The organism is Sorangium sp. So ce1335, from assembly GCF_051521615.1.
Lineage (GTDB): Bacteria > Myxococcota_A > Polyangia > Polyangiales > Polyangiaceae > Sorangium.
Genome location: NZ_CP150363.1, coordinates 7783924 through 7805413 on the forward strand (window position 1 = coordinate 7783924; position 21490 = coordinate 7805413).

Consider the following 21490-nt stretch of genomic DNA (forward strand, 5'->3'; position numbering starts at 1 on the left):
GCTCCAGGAGCCGATCCTCCCGCTCCAGGAGCCGATCCTCCCGCTCCAGGAGCCGATCCTCCCGCTCCAGGAGCCGATCCTCCCGCTCCAGGAGCCGATCCTCTCGCTCCAGGAGGCGTCCCTGTCGCGCCGCCTCGGCCCGGCGGGAGGTCCTTGGACGTGCTTCGACAGCGGGCTGTCAGCCCCCCGGGCAGGGCGCGCCGGCGCGGGCCCAGGTCTCCCAGGCGGCGACGAACTCGGGGTACGGCGTCGGGATGGGCGTGCGGCCGGCGCCCGGGTTCCAGCCCCAGGTCACGAGCGGATCCTCGAGGTGGACGCGCAGCGCCGCCATGTCCTTGCCGCCGTTGCGCGCCGGGTCCTTGATCTGCTCGCACAGCGCGCGCGGGGCGACGCCGACGAACACCATCTTCATCTCGGGAGGCGGCATGTGCCAGCCCTTCGAGACCCCCGGCGGCACGTGCATGCCGAAGCTGTTCGGCGGGTTCGTCGGGCCGTGGCACGTCGTGCACTCGGCGCCGGCCATGCCGTGGCCCGTCGGGCCGCGGAGCACGAGCTGGTTGTGCGGGCGGCCCTCGTCCCCCTGCAACGGCACGTCGCCGGCAGGGTGGCAGTTCTGACACCGCGGGTGCTGGAGGACGCTGCGCACGGTCTCGAACGCAGCGAGGCCCGCCTGGCGGTCGGCCGGCGACGGCGCGGGGGCCTGCGAGGCCCCGGGCGTCTGCCCCCCGCACGCGGCGAGGAGCAGGGCAAACACGAGAGAAGATCGGATCATAGGGTCGGCACCTAGGCGAGACGGAACGGGAGGGAGCGCAGCCGCTGCTTTGTCAACGCGAACACGGCGTTCGCCACGGCAGGGGCGATCGGCGCGGTGGCGGGCTCCCCGATGCCGCCCATCTTCGCCTCGCTCTGGATGATGTGCACGGCGACGCGCGGCATCTCGAACATCCGGAGCATCGGATAGTCGTGGAAGTTGCTCTCCTGGACCTGCCCCTCGACCATGTTCAGCTTGCCGTAGAGCGCCGCCGTGAGGCCGAAGGCGACGCTGCTCTGGACCTGCGCGTCGATGCCGAGCGGGTTCACCGCGGTGCCGCAATCGACGCTGCAGGTGACCTGGTGGACGCGGATGCGCCCGTCCTCGATCGAGACCTCGGCGACCTCGGCGACGATCGAGCCGAACGACTCGTGCATCGCGAGCCCGCGCGCCCGCCCCGCCGGCGGCGCGGTGCCCCAGCCGGCCTTCTCGGCGGCGACCTTCAGCGCGTTCGCGTGCCGCGGGCTGCTCTTGAGCAGCTCGAGGCGGTACGCGAGCGGGTCCTGCCCGGCCGCGTGGGCCAGCTCGTCGACCATGCTCTCCACCGCGAAGGCGGTGTGCGTGTTGCCGACGGAGCGCCACCACAGGACGGGGATCGGCGTCTTCGGCGTGTGGAGCGACACGCGGAGCGCCGGCGTCCTCCCGACGTAGGGCGACTCGGCGATCCCCTCGATCGAGCTGTGGTCGATGCCGTTCTTCATGACAAAGGGCTCGAGCGGCGTGCCGGCGACGATCGACTGGCCCACGGCCACGTGATCCCACGCCGCGGGCAGGCCGCGCGCGTCGACGCCGACCTGGATCCGGTGGACGAAGGCGGGGCGGTAGAAGCCGCCGCGCAGGTCGTCCTCGCGCGTCCACACGACCTTGACCGGCACGCCGGCGGCCTTCGCGACCGTCACGGCCTCGGCGACGAAGTCGTTCGTGCTGCTGGCGCGCCGCCCGAAGCCGCCGCCGAGGAACGGCGTGTGGATCTGCACCTTCTCGGGCGTCGTGCCGAGGATCTTCGCCGCGGCCATCTGGTCGCCGGTCTGGAACTGCGTGCCGGTCCAGATCTCGCAGCGATCGCCGTCGATCTTCACCGTGCAATTGAGCGGCTCCATCGTCGCGTGCGCGAGGTAGGGCAGATCGTACTCCGCCTCGATGCGGGACTTCGCCGCGGCCAAGGCGTCCTCGACCTTGCCGACCTGGGTCGAGATCGCGCCGACCTTGCGCGCCTGCGCGCGGAACTCGTCGAGCAGCTTGCCGGTGTCGACCCCGCCGCCCTCGGGCTTCGTCCACTCGGCGCGGAGCGCGTCGCGCCCGAGCTTGGCGGCCCAGAAGTGCGCGGCGACGACGGCGACGCCGTTCGCGGTGGGGACGACCTTCTCGACGCCGGGCACCTTGAGGGCGTCCGCAGGGTCGAACTTCGCGAGCTTCGCGCCGAAGGCCGGCGGGCGGAGCACGACGGCGGTGCGCAGCCCGGGGAACTGCACGTCCATCCCGAACTGCGCCTTGCCCGAGATCTTCTCCGGCGTGTCGAGGCGGCGCACGGGGGTGCCGATGAGCTTCCAGTCCTTCGGGTCCTTCAGCTTCACCTTCGTCGACGGGGTCAGCTTCATCGCCTCCTCGGCGACCTGGCCGTACGTCAGCTGGTTCTTGCCGTGGGTGATGACCCCCTTCGCGACGGCGCACGCCGCGGGCGCGACCTTCCACCGGGCGGCCGCCGCGCGCACGAGCATGTCCCTCGCCATCGCGCCGACGGTGCGATACCGATCGAACTCGCCGTTCGTGCTCGTCGACCCGCCGGTCATCTGGAAGTGCATCAGCGGATGCCCGTACACGGGCGCGGCCGGCGCGTGCTCCGACCGCACCCTGGACCAGTCGCACTCGAGCTCCTCGGCGATCAGCATCGCGAGCCCGGTCCAGATGCCCTGGCCCATCTCGGAGTGCGCGAGCACGACGGTCACGGAGTCGTCGGTGCCGATGCGCACGAACGCGTTCGGCGACAGCGGCGCCGGCTGCGCCGCCTTCGGCGCGGCGCGCACCCCCTCCGGCACGTAGAAGCTGAGCAGGAGCCCCGCCGCCGAGGCCGTTGTCACCTGCAAGAAGTCACGCCGGGAGACGCTCACTTGGCACCTCGCTTGAGCCGGGACGCGAGGAGCACCGCCTCGCGCACGCGACCATACGTCCCGCACCGACACACGTTTCCTGACAGCGCAGCATCGATGTCGGCGTTCGTGGGATCGGGCTTCTGCTCGAGCAGGGCGACCGCGGTCATGATCTGCCCGGACTGGCAGTACCCGCACTGCACGACGTCGGCCTGCGTCCACGCCTGCTGCACGGGGTGCGACCCGTCGGCCGAGAGGCCCTCGATCGTCGTCACCTTGCGCGCCCCGACGCTCGACACCGGCAGGACGCAGGAGCGCGCGGGCTTGCCGTCGATGTGGACCGTGCACGCGCCGCACTGGGCCATGCCACAGCCATACTTGGTGCCGGTCAATCCCAGCAGGTCCCGCAGCACCCAGAGAAGAGGCATGTCCGGTGCGGCCTCGACCTCGCGAACAACGCCGTTGATATGGAGTTTCATGGCCGCTTCCGCCATACGTTTGGGCCGGCGCGGCGTCAAGCGAACGCCACTGTTCTTATCATTTCTTCAACGTTTCGCCGGCGCCCTGACGCCGCTCTGTCGGGCGCTGTCTCGCTCGCCATCTGTGGCGTTCTGTCACGCTCCCTCGCGCTCCCTCGCACCCCAGTTCCCGCGCGCGGCAGCGGCCCGCGGCGCCCCGTGACGATGAACGCGCTGGCGGGGGCGCGGCGAAAGGATGATGATGCCCGGCGCATGAACGAGCTTGAGCGGATCGTGCAGGAAGCGGCGAAGCTTGTGGCGGATCGGTCCCCGTTTCTGCTCGCGACCGTCGTGCGGGTGTCGGGATCGTCGTACAGGCGCCCTGGCGCGCGGATGCTTGTCGCCGGCGATCGCTGGCTGTCGGGGTGCGTCAGCGGCGGTTGTCTCGAGGGGGACGTGATGCTCCGCGGCGAGCACCGGTGCCGCGACGGCGCCGTGGTGGTCACATACGACTCGACGACGGAGGACGGCGAGCCGTGGGGCGTCGGGCTCGGCTGCAACGGCGTCGTCGACGTGCTGCTCGAGCGCGTCGACGCCGGGGCCACCCACGACGCGCTCGCGTTCGCCGCGGCCTGCTTCGCCGAGGAGACGACGGGGACGCTGGTGACGGTGATCCGCTCGGCGGCAGACGCGGTCCGGGTCGGCGCGCGCCTCGCCTTCGGTCCGCCGTGCGCGCTCGCGCACCCCGTGACCGATCCGGCGGCGCGCGCGGCGATCGAGCGCGCGGCGCGGGGCCCGGCCGGCGTCGTGGAGCTCGACGCGCCGGCGATCACCGTGCTCGTCGAGAAGATCGCGCCGTCGCCGCAGCTCTTCGTGCTCGGGGGCGGTCACGACGCGGCGCCCCTCGTCACGCTGGCCAAGTCGGTCGGGTTCCGGGTCACCGTGGCGAGCCCCGTCCTGCGCCAGGGCTCCCGGTTCGCGGCGGCCGATCGCGTCGTCGCGACCGGCGGCGCGATGGATCGCCTGCGCGCGCTCATCGACGCGGCGGCCGAGCCGTACGTCGTGATCATGCACCACCAGCGCACGCCGGATCGCGACGCGCTCGCGGCCGCCCTCGCGTCGCGCGCCCGCTACATCGGCGTGCTCGGCCCCGCGCGCCGCACGCGCGATCTGCTCGCCGAGCTCGGGCGCGGCCCCGGCGACGATCCGCGGATCCACGCGCCGATCGGGCTCGATCTCGGCGCCGAGACGCCCGAGCAGATCGCGCTCTCGGTGGTGGGCGAGCTCCAGGCCGTCGCGCGCCGCGCGCAGGGGGGCAAGCTCCGCGACCGCGCGAGGCCGCTGCACGCCGGCCTCGCGATGGCCGTGCTCGCCGCCGGCGGCTCGCGCCGCCTCGGCCGCCCCAAGCAGCTCGTCGAGCTCCACGGGGCGCCGCTCGTCCGGCGCGTCGCGGCCGCGTGCGCGGAGGCGCGATCCGGGCCGGTCGGCGTCGTGCTCGGCGCCCACGCCGACGCTGTCGCGCGCGCGCTCGGCGACCTCGAGGTCGCGCACATCGCGAACGAGGGCTGGGACGAGGGCATCGCCTCGTCGATCCGCGCCGCGGTCCGCTGGGCGGAGGCGTCGCGGGCCGACGCGCTGCTGATCGCGCTCGCGGATCAGCCGCTGATCACGGTCGAGCACCTCACCGCGCTGCGGAACGCCTGGCTCGCGGGCGCGCCGATCGCCGCGTCGCGGTTCAGCGGCGTCGTCGGCGCGCCGGCGGTGTTCGACCGGTCCCGCTGGGACGCGCTGGCGCGCCTCGAAGGAGACCAGGGCGCCGGCCGGCTGCTGCGCGCCGAGAACGTCGTCGCGATCGACTGGGCGGGCGGCGCGATCGACGTCGACACGGCCGACGACGTGCGCGCGCTCGACGGCCACGCGCCGGCGCCCCCGCCGGGCTGCTGAGCCGCCGCGGCCCCGGGCGAGCGCCCGCGGGCCGCGGGCGAGAGCGGCGCGCAATCGACGGGGCGATGCGGGCCAGGCCTGTGTGCCGTGCCAGGCTGTGCCGGCCAGTCGGCACAGGCGCTGTGATTCCGCGGCTTCAGCGCTGGTATGCATGCTGCCTGGGATGTGTGTCATGACCATCGCACACCACGTTTCGGCTCACTTTCGGGGCGCGCTGGCGCGCCATCTGACGCGCGCCATCCTCGCCACGGCGACCCTCGGCCTTGCCGTCGAAGGCGTCGCCTGCGGCGGCAGCGTCACCGAGGGCGGCGCGCCGGGCGCAGGGGACGGCGCGCCAAGCGGAGGGGGCGGCGCCGCGGCCGAGCAGAGCTCGGGGACGCGCGGCGGGCTGGGAGGACAGGGCGGCAGCGGCGGCGCGAACCCCGGCGACGCCGTGTCGTCGTCCCGGGCTGCAGGCGGCCCCGATCCCGAGACGGGCGGCACGAGGATGATCCTCTGTGTCGATCGGGCGCCTCAGGGGGACGGCGGAGCCGGCGGCGAGGGGGGCGCGGTGGGCGTCGGGGGCTCCGGCGGCGCGCACGCAGGCCCGTGCCCGCCGCTCGATCCGTCGGACCCGAACGGTCCAGTCAAGCCCGACCCGTGCGCGCCCAGCGACATCGTCGACGGCGGCTTCCTTCGGGACGGCCAGTGCTGTTACGAGTACACGGCGAACTGCGGCGCCGGGGCGGGCCGACCGTTCCTCGTCGGCGAGCGCGCCCGCACCGCGGGGGCGCAGCGGCGGGAGGCGAGCGCCTGGGGGAGCGCCGCGGCGCGGCCGGACGTCGCGCCGCTCGGGCAGGAGGCGCGCGCCGCGCTGGCCGAGGCGTGGCTCCGCGACGCGCTGCTCGAGCACGCGTCGGTGGCCTCGTTCTCGCGGTTCGCGCTGGAGATGATGGCCGTGGGGGCCCCCGCGGAGATGCTCGACGCCGCGCACGAGGCCGCGCGCGACGAGGTGCGGCACGCGAAGCTCTGCTTCGGGCTGGCGAGCGCGTACGCCGGCGAGGCGCTCGAGCCGGCGCCGTTCGCGTTCGGCGGCGCCGTCGAGGTCACGTCGGACCTCCCCGAGCTCGCGGCGCGCGCCGTCCGCGAGGGCTGCATCGGCGAGACGCTGGCCGCCGTGCAGGCCAGCGCGCAGCTCGAGCACGCCGCCGACGCGGCGGTCCGGAAGGTCCTCGCCACGATCGCCGACGACGAGGCGCGGCACGCCGAGCTCGCGTGGCGCTTCGTCGCGTGGGCGCTCCAGACGGGCGGCGACGCGGTCCGCCGCGCGGTCTCGGCGGCCTTCGAGGCGGGCCTCGCCGCGCCCCCGCCGGCCGCCGCCGCGGCCGGCGACGCCCCGGCCGGGGCCCTCGCCGCGCACGGGCGCCCCGACGGCGCCGTGCTGGCCGATGCGTGGCGCCGCGCGATCGCGGAGGTCGTCACCCCGGCGATGCGCGCGCTGCTGCCCGCTTGACCTCGAGGCGCGAGCTCGCCGGTTCACCCCGGCGGTGCGCGCGCTCCTGCCCGCTCGACCTTCAGGGGCAGACTCGCCGGTTCGCCCCGGCGATGCGCGCGCTCCTGCCCGCTCGACCCCTCAGGGGCAGACTCGCCGGTTCACCCCGGCAATGCGCGCGCTGCTGGCATGGAGGTGGACAACAACAGGCATGGGAGCCCGTGATTCGCGCGATCCTCGAGGCAGAGCTTCAGGTGTGCCCGACGCCAAGGAGCTCGACCTGCTCGAACTCCGTCACCGTGAAGAAGAGGCGCTGGTAGCTCCCCAGATAGAGGTGCCATTCGTCCGATACGCCCTTGAGCTTCGTGCAGTCGATGTGCAGCTCCTTGGCGGCGGCGAACGGACCTTTCGTCGGCACGAGGGCCAGCCACTCGTCGAGCTTCTGTTCCTCCGAGCTGAGGAGCCCCGCCTTCGAGCGCAGCTTCTCGTACTTCCTCCCCGAGATGATCGTCCAGGTCACGTCCGCCTCCTGTCCCCCAGGCAAGTTCGTGGGGGCAAAAATTATCGAGGCCTCGCCGAAACCTGTCAAGCGGCCCCGCGTCACCGGACGAGAATCGCCGCGGGGCGTATTTCCGTGAGCTCCCGCGAGAACCACGGTCAGTTTGCGGGAGAGCGATCGTGAATCACCGCGGTCACGGGACGAACGCGATATCGTCGACGAGGAAATCGAACACCGTCGACTTCGCCGTGTGGAACTCCACCGAGTAGGCGTGCGCAGCGTCGAACGCGGCGGGCGCCGGCACGCCCCAGCCGTCCGTGCTCAGGATATCGAACATGACCGTGTACTGCGCCCATTCGGTCGTGATGTCGATTCCCTCGCCGAAATGGTCGCCGCAGCCGGAGCCCTCGCACACACCGCCCTCACGATCGGTGTTGCGGTCGGGGAAATTCACGTAGATGTGCGTCGGCGCCGCCGCCTTGGCCCAGAAGGTCAGGCCCGCGTAGCCCGAGGCGTCGTAGGTCAGCTTCGCTCCCCCCGGGGCGAAGTTCAGGTCAAACCCCATTCCGGCGCCCCTCGAGACGAAGCCGCTCCCCGCGACGTGAGCGGCGTGCTCGCTCGGGCCGTACCCGGGCGAGACAGGCACGAACGGGCGCCCGGGAAGGGGCGTCTGCGTGCCGCCCCGGGTTCCGTCGTTGTACGTGTACCAGCTGCCGACACGGTCCTTGCACCGGAGGATCGCGCCGTCGCCGTCCTCCAGGTCGTCCAGCAGCGCCGTGCAGGGCGGCGGCTCGGCCCCCGCGTCCGGCCCGCCGGCGCCCCCGGCGCCCCCGGCACCGCCGGCACCGCCGGCACCGCCGGCACCCCCACCGAGGCCGAACGGATCCGGGTCGTACTCGCCAGACGAGATCCCGAGGACGAGACCGCATCCGCTCACCAGGATCGACGCGCAGAGGCCGATGGCGAGCACCTGGAGGCGCATCAGAAGCTCCCTCGCACGAGCGCGCCGCCCACCGTGGGCGTCAGCCCGATCGACGCGCTCCGGGGCGAGCTCTTCGCGGTGAGCCACAGCACGCCGCCGCCGGCGATGGCCGCGAGGCCGACGCCGAAGACCACCGTCGCGACGTTCGCGCGCGCCACGGCGCCGTCGCGGATGTCCATGCCGCGCCGATCGCAGCGGTCGCCGTTGCAGAACGGGCTCGACTCGTCGAACCTCGACTTCGCCGCGAGGCCGAGCGCCGTCCCGACGCCCACGGTCACGAGCCCCGCGCCTGCCGTGACGATCGCGAGGGTGCGGCGCCCGTCGCCCGCGTCGCCCGCGTCGCCCGACGCAGGGTCGTCGGCCAGCGCGCGCACGACCAGGGTCGAGGTCGCGCCGCCCGGCTTCACCTCGACCTGCGCCGTCCACGTCCGCTTGCCCGGCGCGCTCGCCTCGATCGCGTGGATCCCCGCGTCCACCGGCATGGGCACGCCCCACTGGCCAGGGCCGACCGGCGCGCCGTTGCGCTTCACCTCGAGGCCCGGCGTGCCCGCGGCCTCGACGACCACCGTGAGCCGGGAGACCTTCGGCTGGACGGCCGCGGCGCGCTCGCGCGCCTTCGCCTCCTTGGCCCTGTCGCCGGTCGCGCGCACCCGGGCGGCGACCTCCAGGAACTGCGCCCACGCGGAGGCCATCTTGCCGATGCGCTCGTAGCAATCGGCGAGGAAGTAGCGGGTGTTGACGCTGTCGTAGAGGCGAAGGCTCTCCTCGTACCTGGGGCAGGCGCGCGACGCCTGCCCGGCATCGACGAGCGCCCCCGCCTCCCGGAACAGCGCCACGGCGCCCGCCTTGTCTTCGGCCCTCGCCGCGCGTCCTCCTGCGAGCGCCGCCGTCAGGCCCGCGCCGATCGCGCAGAGGCCCGCAAGGCGCCCGCGCCACGCTCGGCTCTTCGTCCGCTGCGGTGTCATCGTCGCCGCGAGGGTATCAGAACACGTCGCGCGAGAAGGGGTCGGCGCTGGAGGGCTTCTTCACGGGCGGCGGGCTGCGCTTCGCGGGCTGCGCCGAGCCGCTCGGCCTCGCGGGCTTCGGCGCTGCGGGGGCCGCGCCGCGCGCCTCCGGGCGCGGCGCCGCGGACGGCGCGCCAGGGGCGGCGCTGGACGGCGGGGCGGCGCTGGACGGCGCGCCGGGAGCGGCGCTGGACGGCGGCGCGGCGCCCGCCGCGGGCTCGACGGACGCGGACGGCGCGGCGCCCGCCGCGGGCTCGACGTCCGCCGGTGCGGCCCCCGCGGCGGGCTCGATGGCCGCGGACGGCGCGGCGCTCGGCTGCACAGGCAGGGGCTCCGGCGCAGCGCCCCGGGGGCCCGCCGCCGGCGCTGTCTCACGCTCGACCTCGCGCGGGGCCCGCTGCGACAGGCCCCAGAGGAGCACGCCGCCGCTCATGATCGCCAGGCCGAGCCCGACGGCGATCGGGATGGCGCGCCTCTCGCGCGACCCTGCCCTGCGGTTCGTCGTGTCGACCGGCGCGATCGTGAGCGTTCCCCCGTCGAGGGGCATCGTCGTCGCCGGGACGGCCGCCCCGGCCGCGGTGGCCCAGGGAGCGGCGCCCGGCGGCAGGGCCCCGGCCGGGAGCGCGCCCCGCAGCGCGCCGAAGAGGCGCTCGGCGGCCGCCCGCGTGTGCGGCGGCGCGAACGGCACGAGCGCGAGCGCGAGATCCGCGACGGTCGCGAACCGGCGGTCGCGATCGCGCGCGATCGCCGTGAGGATCACCTGCTCCAGCGGCGCCGGGATGTCCGGGCGCAGCGCGCGCGGCCGCTGCGGCTCCCCCTGCGTGACGAGGTAGACGAGCTGCGCGAGCTCCTGCGCGTAGAACGGCCTTTCCCCCGTGAGCAGCTCGAAGAGCACGACGCCCAGCGAATAGATGTCCGCGCGGCCGTCGACGTCGCGCGCGGAGCGCAGCTGCTCGGGGGACATGTAGAGAGGCGAGCCGAGCACTCCCCCCACCTGCGTCAGCGCGTGCTCCTCGGCGTGCGCCATCTTCGAGATCCCGAAATCGAGCACCTTGACGCACGGAGAGCCGTCCGCGTTCCGCGTGACGAACAGGTTGCTCGGCTTCACGTCCCTGTGGACGATGCCCTGCGCGTGCGCCTCCGCGAGCGCCTCGCACACCTGGAGCACGAGCTCGACGGCCACGGGCACCGGGAGGCGGCCGCCCTCCGCGAGCACGGCGGCGAGGTCCCTCCCCTCGAGGTGATCCATCACCATGTACGGCGCGCCGCTCTCCAGCGTGCCGACGTCGGAGACCCGCACGACGTGCGGGCTGCGGATGCGCACGGCGGCGCGCCCCTCCCTCAGGAAGCGCTGGAGGATCTCGGGATTCTGCACGTACCGCGGCAGGAGCACCTTGATCGCGACGCGCTCGTCGAGCACGAGGTGGCGCGCGGCGACGACGAGCCCCATGGCGCCCCGGCCGAGGACGCTCTCCACGCGATACTTGCCGAGGAGCACGTCTCCGGGGGCAATCGTGGTCTCGTCGGGGCTCGACATGGGCAGTCCAGGGCGGCAGAGGGGCGTCCACTATGCCACGGGAAGAAATTGAATGCCTGCGCGCGTCGCCTTGCAGCCGGCCATCGCCTGCGGAGAGCGCTCTCCAGCGCCTGTCGGCCGCTGATGCGAACACCCGCTTCGCCGGCCGTGAACGGCGGGAGGAGATCAAGCGGGGTCAGATCGGAAGCTCACGAGCTCGCTGGCAACGACCGCTCAGTGGCGCGTCCTGAGCAGCTCGCTCTCGGCGGCCACGCCCCCTCGCCGCGCAGGCCGCGCGCGCATCGCGGGGTTGCCGGGGTTGCCGCCGGCGCTCCGCGGCGCCGGGCGAGCGTCGACCGGGCGCGCGGCCTGCGCGGAGGAGGGACGCGGCGCGGCCGCGGGGTCGGAGGCCGCCTTGGGCGCCGGGAGGGCGGCCCCCGCCGCCGCGGCGTCCTCCGATCGCGCTGCTGGGCGTCGGCTCGCTTCGGCTGCGATGCGCGCCTGCGCGGCGCGAACGATGGAGGTGGCGCGCGCGTCGACGCTCGACGCCCGCAGCGCGGCGGGGACCTGGGCCTGCGCCCGCAGCGCGCCGGTCGACAGCACGACGCCGAGCGCCACGACGAGGCCGGCCGCGAGGCCCAGCTTGCCCCGGCGCGCGGGCTCGGCCCGCGCCGGCGCCCCCGACGGGCCGACCGCGGCCTTGTAGGCGGCGACCATGGCGTCGATCGAGGGGAACCGCTCCGTCGGATCCAGGGCGAAGGCGCGCGCGAACCAGGCGGAGAGCGCTGGCGGCGCGTCCGGGCACAGCGCCGACCGCGGCGGTTGCGCCGAGGCCAGGATCGAGCCGAGCACGTCGCTCATCGTGTTGCCCGGGAAGGGCAGCCGGCCCGTGAGCGCCTCGTACGAGACGACCGCGAGCGCCCACATGTCCGAGTGCGGGCTGGTCTCGCCGTCGCACGTGTGCTCCGGGCTCAGGTACGCCGGCGTGCCCAGCACCACGCCGTCGGCGGTCCGACGGGGGAAGTCGGCCGGCAGGTCCTTTCGGATCCACTTGGCGATGCCGAAGTCCGCGACCCTGGCGCGCACCTCGCCGTTGCGCTCCTCCTCCAGCAGCACGTTCGTCGGCTTCACGTCGCGGTGCACGATGCCGAGGCCGTGCGCGACAGAGAGGGCCTCTCCGATCTGGCCGAGGAGCGGGGCGAGCTCCGCCGGGGACATCGGCCCCCGCTCCTGCATGAGCTGCCTCAGGGACCGACCTCGGACGTAACCCATGACGAGGTACGGACCCGCAACAGGATCGTCGCCGACGTCGCGCACGGCGACGACGTGGTCCGTCTTCTGCGCGAGCTGCGCCGCGACCTGGGCCTCGAACCGGAAGCGCTCCAGCGCGGTGCCAGCCTGGCTCTCGCGCTGGACGGAGAGGAGCTTGAGCGCGACGTCGACCCGCAGCGCCCCGTCGTGCGCGAGCCACACCTCGCCCATCGCGCCGCTCCAGATGAGCCGCAGGAGCCTGTACCGCCCGGCGACGAGCTGGTTGCGCCGCGGGTCCTGCGCCACGTCGCCCCGCCCGGCTGCAGAAGAAGCGGGGCCGGCGTCGCCGGAGCGGTTCGAGCGCACCGCAATGGCGCGCGCGCTGTCCACCATCTGGAGACTGGCGTCAGATCCACCGGAAGCCGATGCTTGCCACACGAGCGGTACCCTCCGTGCCGTCGTCGTGCCCAGGCCCGTTGACGCGCTGATGCGACAACGCTCCTGGCCACCGAGACCGGGGCATGTCGGTCACGGTAGCACGGGAGGGAGAAACGGGAATCAGGAACGATGGAAGTGCCTCGCTCGGGATCCCCCGGATTCACCCCGAGGTGCGCAAGGGTGGTGTAGCCGCGCCACGACGGCGACCTCGCCCAGGTCAGAACGTGACCTCGATGGAGTCCGCCGGGATCGAGCGCGGGTCGTTGTGGACGACTTCGACTCGGCTGACGTCGATTCCGCCGGGACCGAGCGCGGACGCAGCGCAGAGCCAGGGCGGCGCGGACGCTGTGCCGGGATTTATCCGCACAGCGAGGTGGTCTACTTCAATCCACGACCGAGCGCGCGGCCGCGCGCGCACGAGGGGCTCGAGCGCAGGACACCTGCGTGAGAGACTGTCGCCACTTCACGCCCCCGAGAGGTCCGGGCGACCAGAAGGAGGAGATCATGCGTCCCTGTGCTACGCGGCCTGCTTCGACGTTCTTCATCGCGAGCTGCATTGCCCTCGCGGCGAGCTGCTCTGCGACGAGCGAGGGCCCCCCCGGTGCCGGTCGCCCGGGCGCGGGAGGGGACTCCGGCACGGGCGGCAACGGCGAACCGGGAACCGGGGACGACATCGGCATCGGCGACAACGGCGCGACGTTCCGTTGCGGCGACGGCGTCCTGACCTCGGACGAGGCCTGCGACGACAAGAACGCCGATGGCGGGGACGGCTGTGCCGCCGATTGCCGCTCGGTCGAGCTGGGGTGGTCGTGCCCCGTGCCGGGAGCCGCCTGCGTGCGCATCGCCCGCTGCGGGGACGGCGCCGTCGTGTTTCCCGAGCTCTGCGACGACGCGAACACCGACGCGGGCGACGGCTGCTCGCCGACCTGCAAGGTGGAGGTGGGCCACAAGTGCGACGGCAGCCCGAGCGCCTGCACGCCGACGATCTGCGGCGACAACGTCCCTGAGGGCGCGGAGAGCTGCGAGGACGGCAACACGCTGCCGTTCGACGGCTGCTCCACGACCTGCCAGGCCGAGCCCGATTGCTCCGCGGGCTCCTGCGCCTCGCGCTGCGGGGACGGCCTCGTGCTCGCGGAGGAGTGCGACGACGGAAACAACATCGACGGCGACGGATGCGCCGCGGATTGCACGGAGGAGCCCGGGTACGACTGCGTCGTGCCGCAGCCGTCGGGATCCATGGACGTGCCGGTCGTGTACCGCGATTTCCGCGCATCTCACCCCGACTTCCAGCCGGATGGCCCGGGCCGCAGCACGCCGGTCTTCGGCATGGTCGCGAACCGGCTCGACGCCGAGAAGAAGCCGACGCACGTGGCCGTCGCGAACAGCCTTGTCACGAGCGCGCAGAGCTTCGCCGACTGGTACCACGACGTCCCGGGCACCAACAGCACGACGGTCACCACCCTCACGCTGTGGGATACGGGCGATGGCCGCTTCGTGAACCGATGGGGCGCGGACGGCGAGCAATGGTCGCTCCTGTCCCCGGAGAGCGCGCATTACTGCGGCAACGTGGGCAACGAGGTGGATGGAAAACCGTGCACCTCGACCACCGAGAACATCGCCGCCTGCGGCGACATCGACAGCCCCGCGTTCCGCGGGTGCGAGGAGCGCGGCGGGGTCTACTGGGCGAGGTACCTGGAAGCCACCTACGACGGGAGCCCGCTGTTCTTCCCTGTCGACGGCGATCCGTTCACCCCGGCGGCCGAGCGCGTCCCCGCCGACATCTTCCCGAGCTACGGCGACGGGAGCTGGATGAAGGAGGAGGGCACCCCGGACCACAACTTCCACTTCACGAGCGAGATCCGCTACTGGTTCCAGTACACGGCGGGCCAGGAGTACGTGCTCGACTTCACCGGCGACGACGACGTGTGGGTGTTCATCAACGATCGCCTCGCCGTCGACGTCGGCGGCATCCACAGCGCCGTCACCGGGCACCTGGTCATCGGCGCCACGGGGGCCGGCAGGGTGACCTACGCCGCGGAAGGGGACGAGGTCATCCCGACGCGGAACGTCGACCTCGGCCTCGTGGACGGCGGCGTCTACCAGATCGCCGTGTTCCACGCGGAGCGCCAGACCGCGGCCTCGACGTTCAAGCTCACGCTGCAGGGCTTCGCCACGGCGCGCAGCGAGTGCGCGCCGATCTGCGGTGACGGCGTCGTCGGCCTGGGCGAGCAGTGCGACGACGGCGTGAACGACGGCGGCTACGGCGAGTGCGGGCCGGATTGCCGGCTCGGCGAGCACTGCGGCGACGGCGTCCTGCAGGCCGTGGAGGAGTGCGACGACGGCAACAACCTCGACGACGACGGCTGCGGCAGCGGCTGCCGCAACCTCACGCCCCGCTGAGCAGGCCCGCGCAGGTGTCCGGGCGCGCGGCGCGCTCCGCTCCGTTCGACATCGGAGCGGCTCATGCGCCGTGCTCCCGGAGCTCGTCGTCGAGGCGCTCGTCGTACTCGTCGCGAGCGGCCGCCGCGACGGCGACGTCGGACGGAGCCGGCTGCGCGGCGGCGCGCCGCCACGAGCGCAGCAGGGCGAAGACCCCGAGGAAGGTCACCGCGATGCCCAGCATCAAACCGAAGGCGACCTTGCCGAGGACGCCGGACGACGGCGCCGCGCGGATGCGCTCGCCATGACGCGCGACGAGGTCCTGCTCGATGGCGTCGGCGGACTCCCCCCGACGGAGACGGCCACGGATCTCGCGACGGAGTTCGCGCGTCAGCTCCGATTCGTGGACATCGAGCGTCTGCTCCCAGCAACAAGGCGCGAGCAGGCGGGCCGCGAGCGCCCTCTCGCCGGGCGCCGGGGTCGAGTCGGCGAGCTCGGAGGCGGGCTGGCCGGGCGCCGCGGGCTCGGCCCTGCCGCTGAGCGTCACGCCCGCGACGGCGACGGCCAGCATCGCCGCGCGGCGCCAGCGCGCGCTCCACAACGGCCGGAGACGCAGCGGCGCGCTCCCCCTGTGCGCGCCGTGAGGGGAACGGGCCGGGGCATTCGCAGACCCGTCGTGCGCTCGCTGGATCATGGCAACACAGGCTAGCGCCACCGGCTGCCAGGGCCCTGCGACACCATGTCGCGCTTGTCGCCACGCGGCCGTGTGCACGCCAGATGCCGCTCCACGGCCGCGCGGCTCGACGGGATGCGACACCTTGACGCATTGCCCGATCCACCTGGCGACACCTCATGCCGCGAGCCATCGGGACGATGGCGAGCGAGGAGATGCGCCGGAACGAGCTGCGGCGCCTCAGCGGCTCTTCTCGAACCGCTCGTTGAGGGCGGCGAACGCCGCGTCGAGCTCCTGTCGTGAGCTCAGGCGCCCCTTCTCGGAGAACTGGTAACCGAACTCCAGCTCCCCCTTCTCGATCTGGGCGATCGCGTGGTCCGCGTAGTCGTCCAGGGGCGCGCCCGTGTCGTGAAGCCCCTTCCCGCCGAGGTCCGTGTTGACCGCGGGCGGGACGATCTCGACGACGCGAATCGGCGTGTCCTTGAGCTGGTGGCGCAGGCTCAGGGTGAAGGAGTGGAGCGCCGCCTTCGTCGCGCAGTACGTCGGCATGAGCGCGATCGGGACGAACGCGAGGCCCGAGGTCACGTTGAGGATGGCGGGCGACGCCTGCTGCATCAGGTGGGGAATCAGCAGCATGGAGAGGTGCATCGGAGCTTCCAGGTTGATGGCGATCTCCGATCGGTGCCTCGACCAGTCCTGCGTCTGCACCAGGGGAGGCGGGCGGTTCTGGATTCCGGCGTTGTTGATGAGCACGTTGAGGCCGGGGAGCTCGCGCGTGACCCGCTCGACGAGCGCTGTGCGTTCGGCCTCGACCGACACGTCGCACTGGATCGCGCGGAGCCCTGGGCACTCCCGCTGGGCCTGCTCGAGCTGCTCCTGCCGCCTGCCGCAGACGACGACGGTGCTCCCGGCGCGCGCGAAGCGCCGGGCGAGCGCGAGGCCGATGCCGCTGGCCCCGCCGGTGATGAGGATCGTGTTGCTGTCGAGTCGCATGCGGCGATGCTAGCTCACCGGCGCCGAGGGCGGGCGCGGGGCTGGGCGACGCCGGGGAGTCAGCCTGGGCCGCGAAGCGCCTCGACGAGCCCCTCGACGAGCGCGCGCACCTGCAGCGAGGGCGCCCGCTCGCCGAGCAGCTCGAGCACGTCCTCGTCGTCCTCGCCGCACGAGAGCTGGACGGCCGCGACAACGGCCCCATCGCGCTCGACCGCGAGGTCGAAGATCCCCTCCTCGTCGCTCACGGGCGTGCCGAGCAGCGCCGACAGCCGGCGGCCCAGGAGCTCGGCCAGCGGCTCGTCCCCGCCGAGGTTCGCCTCGTCGGGCTCGATCCTGGCCTGGACGGGGCGGGCCGCCCCCCCGCTCACCTCGACCCCCTCGCGGTCGAGCCGGAACCGAAAGCCACGCGCCTCGAAGAACCCGGTCGTCACGCGCCGATCAAGGCACGCCGCGCGCGCCCAGGCAAGCCGGTCCGACCGCGAGGGCCCTCCCCCGCGCGCCTCGCGCCCGGGGCCTCGCCGCGGGCGGGCGTGGTAGGGTGTCCCCCATGCGGCGGTTCCACTCCTACGGGCCCGTGGATCCCACGGAGCACTTCGCCGTCGAACGACGCGCGCTCGTCGAGCAGTGCGTGGCGCAGCTCGTCGGCAACCCGGACAAGGACGGCCACTTCTTCACGATCTGGGGACCACGCCAGACGGGCAAGACCTGGTTGATGCGCCGGGCCATCGAGGAAATCCGCGCCCGGCACGGCGATCGTTTCGCCGTCGGCGCCCTGTCCGCGCAGGGGCTGCTCGGCGAGGGCGACACGGAGGAAGCGTTCTTCCGGGCGGTCCCGGGCATGTTCCGGGAAGGCTTCTCGTTCAGGCCAGCCGCCCCCGCGAGCTGGGAAGGGTGGCTCGATCTCTTCGCCAGGCCGGGGGGCCTGTTCGACAAGCCCCTCATCCTGCTCGTGGACGAGTTCGATTCCCTTCCGCCCGCGATCCTGGACCGCCTTGTGAGCGCGTTCCGCAAGATCTATCTCGCCCGCGACGCCTACAGCCTGCACGGGCTCGCGCTCATCGGCGTCCGGGCGGCGCTCGGGGTCGACAGCCTCCGGGGCTCGCCCTTCAACGTCCAGCGCTCGCTCCGCGTACCGAACCTCACGCGCGACGAGGTGCTCGATCTCTTCGCCCAGTACCAGGCCGAGAGCGGGCAGGCGATAGAGCCCGCGGTGGTGGAGCGCGTCTTCGAGGTGACGCTCGGCCAGCCGGGCCTCGTGGGCTGGTTCGGGGAGCTCCTCACCGAGAAGTACAACCCTGCTCCACAGGAGCCCATCGGGCTCCCCGCGTGGGAGCGGGTCTACATGCTCGCGTGCCAGGTGGAGCCGAACAACACCGTCCTGAACCTCATCAAGAAGGCGCGAGGCCCGTATCGCGAGCAGGTGATGCAGCTCTTCGGCCGCGCGGACGTGCCCTTCTCCTTCGACGACGAGGCGTGCAATTACCTCTACCTGAACGGGATCATCACCTATCAGGAGACCCTCGGGGCGGGCGGCCTGCCCACCACCGTCTGCCGGTTCTCCTCGCCGTTCATCCAGCTACGCCTGTACAACGCGCTGACCCACGATCTCTTCGGCAACCGCCTCCCGGTGCTCCCGCTCGAGCCGCTGGACACGCTGGACGACGTGTTCTCGCCGGCCGAGCTCGACATGCCCGCATTGCTCCAGAGATACCGCGCTTATCTCGGGCGGCTCACGGCGAAGGGGCAGGACCCCTGGAGGGGTCAGCCGCGGCGGCAGGATCTCCACCTGACCGAGGCGGCGGGTCACTTCCATCTGTACGCATGGCTGAAGGACGCCCTGCGCGGGCGCTGCGTGGTGAGCCCGGAGTTCCCCACGGGGAACGGCAAGGTGGATCTTCTGGTGCAGGGCGAGGGGAAGATCGGGCTGATCGAGGTGAAGAGCTTCCGCGCGATGCACGAGCTGCCGAGCGCGCGCGAGCAGGCGGCGCGCTACGCGCGGCAGCAGGGGCTCACGACGGCGACGCTGGCGCTGTTCGTGCCATCGGAGGACGAAGGGGTGCTGTCCGCGCTGTCGGGAGACGAGGTGATCTCCGGGTTGAAGGTGACCACGGTCGCGATCGGGTGGGGCTGAGTCGCTCGGGCGCATCACAAGGCCGCTCGGCATCGCCCGGGGGCTCGTCTGCCTGAAGCCTCGCGCTGGCAGCGCGGAGCGCGCCCGTCGCCGGTGCAGCGGCGCGCCGGGCCAGCGTCAGAGCACGCTCACGACCGGCCCCGCGTCGCCGTCGAGCCATTGCTCGGAGATCACGAAGCGGGTCGTCATCCCCATCTCGCCGCGGTATTCGAAGCTCCCCGACAGGATCTCGATCACCCGTCGATCCCCGAGCCGGACGGGGAAGACCACCGAGACGCCCGACGCCAATTCCTCGTTCGGCCGGTGGTCCAGCCGGAACCACGCCTCGCCGGCGCTCGCCCCGAGCGTCCTCACGACGGCCAGCGAGGGCGCCGCGCAGTCGATGCGCAGCCACTCGCGCCGCATCCGCGCCTTGCACGCGGCGCCGCTCCCGTCGCGCGCGAGCTCCACCGGCTCGGCGGCGTCCCACTCCGCCGCCGCGGGCCGCGGCGTCTTCTCGGGCGCAGGCGGCGCCGCTTCCAGCACGCGCCCCCTGGGCGCCGCCGCGCCCTCTCCCCCGGCCGGGGCGACGGCCGACGTCTCCGCCAGAGCTCCTGCCGCGGCGCCGTCCGCCCCGGCGGGCCGGGCGCTCTGCGGCTCCGCGGCCTGCGCCGGCGCGAGCGCGCCGAGCAGGACGGTGCCTGTCCACAGGAGCTTCTTCATAACGTCCTCAAGAAGGCGACGAGCGCCGCCCTGTCCTTGCGCGACATGTGGCTTGTGCGACCCATGCGATCCTCGTTCTTCTCGACGAGCTCCTCGAGCGTCCTCGCGGAGCCGTCGTGGTAGTAGGGCGCCGTCCCGGCGACGAAGCGCAGCGACGGCGTCTTGTACACGGTGCCCTTCTTCTCCCTGTAAAACCCGGGCAGCTCGGCGAAGCCCGGCATCGGGTAGCCCATCCGATCCGTGTGCTCGGTCTCGGGCACATGGCAGCGGGAGCACTGCGCCGCCTCGCTCGTGAAGAGCGCGAATCCGTGCTTCTCCTCGGCCGTGAGCGGCCGGTCTTCCCTGGGCGGCGGCACGAGGCCCTCGCGCAGGAAGCTGGCGAGATGGGTCGCGCGCAGCCCGAGGTCGCCATCCCGGTTCGGGCCCATCCCCCATCGGTGCAGGCCGAAGCCCTCCAGGATGCGCTCGGCCAGGCTCTCGCTCTGGGCGTTCCAGCCATAAGGCCCCACGGCCGACACGCGCCCTGCGAGCATGGGTGTCTGTCGCGGAACGCCGCCCGCGAGCCCGTCCATGGGCCGGTTGTCGGCGGATCCGAAGAAATTGGCGAAGCCGTCGCCGCTGACCTCGTGCCACACGTGGCCGTCGTCGCGCCCATCGGGGTGGCACCCGGCGCACCCGAGCCCGCCGCTCGTCGACCAGTCGGTCGCGTTGTAGAAGAGCCGCCGGCCGATGGCGGCCTGTTCCGCGAGCGGAGGCTCGGCCAGCCGGATGAACGGCACGGGCCCTGGCTCGTACGCGACCCCCGCCCTGTGCTCGTCGAGCCGGACGATCGCGAGGGTGTCTGTCGAGCGGCAGTACACCCAGGCGAGGGACTCGTCCCCGGAGAGGGCGACGCCGGTCGGCGCGCCGCACAGGGTCGCCGCGCCGAGGCGGCGCGAGAGGGCGTCCCGCGACCCCGGCGCCGCACCGGCGGGCGGCGGCGAGAAGCCGAGCGGGTACGTGCGGAGGGGCCGCAGCGTCGGCTCGATCGAGAGCGCGTCGAGCTCCACGAGGGCGTCGGTGCCCTCGCTGGCGACGAGCAGCGTGCGGGTGCTCTCGCGGTAGACGAGGGCGCGCGGCTGGACGAACGGGGCGAGCTCGCCCTGGGGCGCTTCTTGCTCCGGGTCGCCCGCGAAGTCGAGCTCGAAGTCCGGTGCCCGCCGCACCGGGGCGCCCTCGCGGCGCCGCGGCGCGAGGGGCTCGTCGTCGCCCGTGCGCAGGACGTCGACCGTTGCGGCCCCGAACCACGCGAGCTCGCCTATCGCGCCGAGCGCGTGGCGCGCGACGAACAGGCGCCGCCCGTCCGGCGAGAGCGCGGCCGCGTAACCGAGCGAGGCGGCGCGCGGCGCGTCCACGGGGGCGCGGTACGGCGACGGGGGGAGCGCGATCGGCCTCGCCTGGGGCGAAGAGCGCAGGTCGACCCGGGTGAGCGCCGCCGACGTGAGGTGCGTTATGTACGCGGCCGCGCCGTCCTCGCGGACGACCACGCCGCGGGGCTCGCGCGGGACATCGATCGACCACGACCGCGTGGCGGTGGCCAGATCGACGGCGGAGACCTTGCCGGTCCACGCGCTCGTGACGAGGGCGGTGCGCTCGTCCGGTGTGATCGAGAGCCCCCAGGCGTCGCCCGGCAGCGGCACGCGCGCGACCTCCACGAGCCCCGCCGTCGCATCCGGCCGCATCACGAGCAGCAGCCCGGGGTCGCGGATCGTGACGAGCACGCGGTCGTCGAGCGCGAGCACCTGCGCGGGGCGCCCCGGCATCGCGATCGCGACGGGCGGCGTGCTCACGTCGACCGGCAGCGGGATGCGCCGGAGGACGGCGTGGTCCTCGTCGGCCAGGTAGAGCGCGTCGCCCTGCGGCGCGCGCACGAGCGCGCCGCCGGCCCGCTGGACCGCGCGGAGCCTCGGAGACGGCGGCGTGGGGGACGGCGGTGTCGGGGACGATGAGGGTGGAGGAGACGGCGGGGCGGCCGTCTCCCCGGCTCCGGCATTCCGCTCGTCCGGCGCGGTTTGCCTGGAGGGGCTCGAGCAGGCCGCGGAGAGGACCGCGGCCTGGACCATGGCCAGAGCCATGGGGAGAGTCGATGTTCGCGGCTTCATCGGGCGCCCC

At 73.5% G+C, this 21490-nt stretch carries 17 protein-coding genes; 4 read left to right on the top strand and 13 right to left on the bottom strand.

Features of this window, described 5'->3' with window-relative positions:
* Positions 1 to 178: 178 nt before the first annotated feature.
* Genes WMF24_RS28665 through WMF24_RS28675 form a run of 3 tightly spaced genes read right to left on the bottom strand, consistent with a single transcriptional unit; the run spans position 179 to position 3377 of the window.
* The gene (locus tag WMF24_RS28665; protein WP_437730588.1) at positions 179 to 772 is read right to left on the bottom strand and encodes a hypothetical protein; all 594 of its coding nucleotides are present in this window, start codon (positions 770 to 772) and stop codon (positions 179 to 181) included.
* An 11-nt stretch (positions 773 to 783) separates the two neighbouring features.
* Positions 784 to 2919 carry a molybdopterin cofactor-binding domain-containing protein gene (locus WMF24_RS28670; protein ID WP_437730589.1) on the bottom strand — a complete coding sequence of 712 codons (2136 nt, stop codon included), beginning with the start codon at positions 2917 to 2919 and terminating at the stop codon, positions 784 to 786.
* Positions 2916 to 3377 carry a (2Fe-2S)-binding protein gene (locus WMF24_RS28675; protein WP_437730590.1) on the bottom strand — a complete coding sequence of 154 codons (462 nt, stop codon included), beginning with the start codon at positions 3375 to 3377 and terminating at the stop codon, positions 2916 to 2918. The genes WMF24_RS28670 and WMF24_RS28675 overlap by 4 nt, the downstream gene beginning before the upstream one ends.
* A 252-nt stretch (positions 3378 to 3629) precedes the next feature.
* On the opposite strand from WMF24_RS28675, the gene WMF24_RS28680 reads away from it, so the two are divergent.
* Both WMF24_RS28680 and WMF24_RS28685 read left to right on the top strand, forming a co-directional pair.
* Entirely contained in the window at positions 3630 to 5300 is a 1671-nt protein-coding gene (locus WMF24_RS28680; RefSeq protein WP_437730591.1) for an NTP transferase domain-containing protein, read from the top strand.
* 172 nt (positions 5301 to 5472) lie between these two features.
* Positions 5473 to 6792 carry a ferritin-like domain-containing protein gene (locus WMF24_RS28685; protein ID WP_437730592.1) on the top strand — a complete coding sequence of 440 codons (1320 nt, stop codon included), beginning with the start codon at positions 5473 to 5475 and terminating at the stop codon, positions 6790 to 6792.
* A 229-nt stretch (positions 6793 to 7021) separates the two neighbouring features.
* Here WMF24_RS28685 and WMF24_RS28690 read toward each other — a convergent pair whose 3' ends face one another.
* From WMF24_RS28690 to WMF24_RS28710, 5 genes are all read right to left on the bottom strand, one after another.
* Positions 7022 to 7291 carry a hypothetical protein gene (locus WMF24_RS28690; protein ID WP_437730593.1) on the bottom strand — a complete coding sequence of 90 codons (270 nt, stop codon included), beginning with the start codon at positions 7289 to 7291 and terminating at the stop codon, positions 7022 to 7024.
* A gap of 172 nt (positions 7292 to 7463) precedes the next feature.
* Complete coding sequence (locus tag WMF24_RS28695) at positions 7464 to 8252, bottom strand: hypothetical protein (RefSeq protein ID WP_437730594.1); 789 nt, start codon at positions 8250 to 8252, stop codon at positions 7464 to 7466.
* Positions 8252 to 9217, bottom strand: coding sequence for a hypothetical protein (locus WMF24_RS28700; RefSeq protein WP_437730595.1), 966 nt, complete (start codon positions 9215 to 9217; stop codon positions 8252 to 8254). Before WMF24_RS28700 ends, WMF24_RS28695 begins: the two co-directional genes overlap by 1 nt.
* A 16-nt stretch (positions 9218 to 9233) precedes the next feature.
* On the bottom strand, positions 9234 to 10793 hold the full coding sequence (locus WMF24_RS28705; protein ID WP_437730596.1) for a serine/threonine-protein kinase: 1560 nt from the start codon (positions 10791 to 10793) through the stop codon (positions 9234 to 9236).
* Positions 10794 to 11006: 213 nt separating this feature from the next.
* Entirely contained in the window at positions 11007 to 12416 is a 1410-nt protein-coding gene (locus WMF24_RS28710; protein ID WP_437730597.1) for a protein kinase domain-containing protein, read from the bottom strand.
* A 549-nt stretch (positions 12417 to 12965) separates the two neighbouring features.
* On the opposite strand from WMF24_RS28710, the gene WMF24_RS28715 reads away from it, so the two are divergent.
* Positions 12966 to 14861, top strand: coding sequence for a DUF4215 domain-containing protein (locus WMF24_RS28715; RefSeq protein WP_437730598.1), 1896 nt, complete (start codon positions 12966 to 12968; stop codon positions 14859 to 14861).
* 61 nt (positions 14862 to 14922) lie between these two features.
* On the opposite strand, the gene WMF24_RS28720 is transcribed toward WMF24_RS28715, so the two are convergent.
* From WMF24_RS28720 to WMF24_RS28730, 3 genes are all read right to left on the bottom strand, one after another.
* A complete protein-coding gene (locus WMF24_RS28720) occupies positions 14923 to 15411 on the bottom strand; it encodes a cytochrome c-type biogenesis protein CcmH (RefSeq protein ID WP_437730599.1) in 489 nt (162 codons plus the stop codon).
* A 342-nt stretch (positions 15412 to 15753) separates the two neighbouring features.
* Positions 15754 to 16506: an SDR family oxidoreductase gene (locus WMF24_RS28725; protein ID WP_437730600.1), complete on the bottom strand. Its 753-nt coding sequence runs from the start codon at positions 16504 to 16506 to the stop codon at positions 15754 to 15756.
* A 59-nt stretch (positions 16507 to 16565) separates the two neighbouring features.
* A complete protein-coding gene (locus WMF24_RS28730) occupies positions 16566 to 16937 on the bottom strand; it encodes a hypothetical protein (RefSeq protein WP_437730601.1) in 372 nt (123 codons plus the stop codon).
* 116 nt (positions 16938 to 17053) lie between these two features.
* Here WMF24_RS28730 and WMF24_RS28735 point away from each other — a divergent pair, with 116 nt between their 5' ends.
* Positions 17054 to 18637, top strand: coding sequence for a hypothetical protein (locus WMF24_RS28735; protein WP_437730602.1), 1584 nt, complete (start codon positions 17054 to 17056; stop codon positions 18635 to 18637).
* A gap of 117 nt (positions 18638 to 18754) precedes the next feature.
* On the opposite strand, the gene WMF24_RS28740 is transcribed toward WMF24_RS28735, so the two are convergent.
* Positions 18755 to 19339 (bottom strand): hypothetical protein, encoded by a 585-nt coding sequence (locus WMF24_RS28740; RefSeq protein WP_437730603.1) that lies wholly within the window; start codon positions 19337 to 19339, stop codon positions 18755 to 18757.
* Positions 19336 to 21453, bottom strand: coding sequence for a hypothetical protein (locus WMF24_RS28745; protein WP_437730604.1), 2118 nt, complete (start codon positions 21451 to 21453; stop codon positions 19336 to 19338). The genes WMF24_RS28740 and WMF24_RS28745 overlap by 4 nt, the downstream gene beginning before the upstream one ends.
* Between the last annotated feature and the right edge of the window lie 37 nt (positions 21454 to 21490).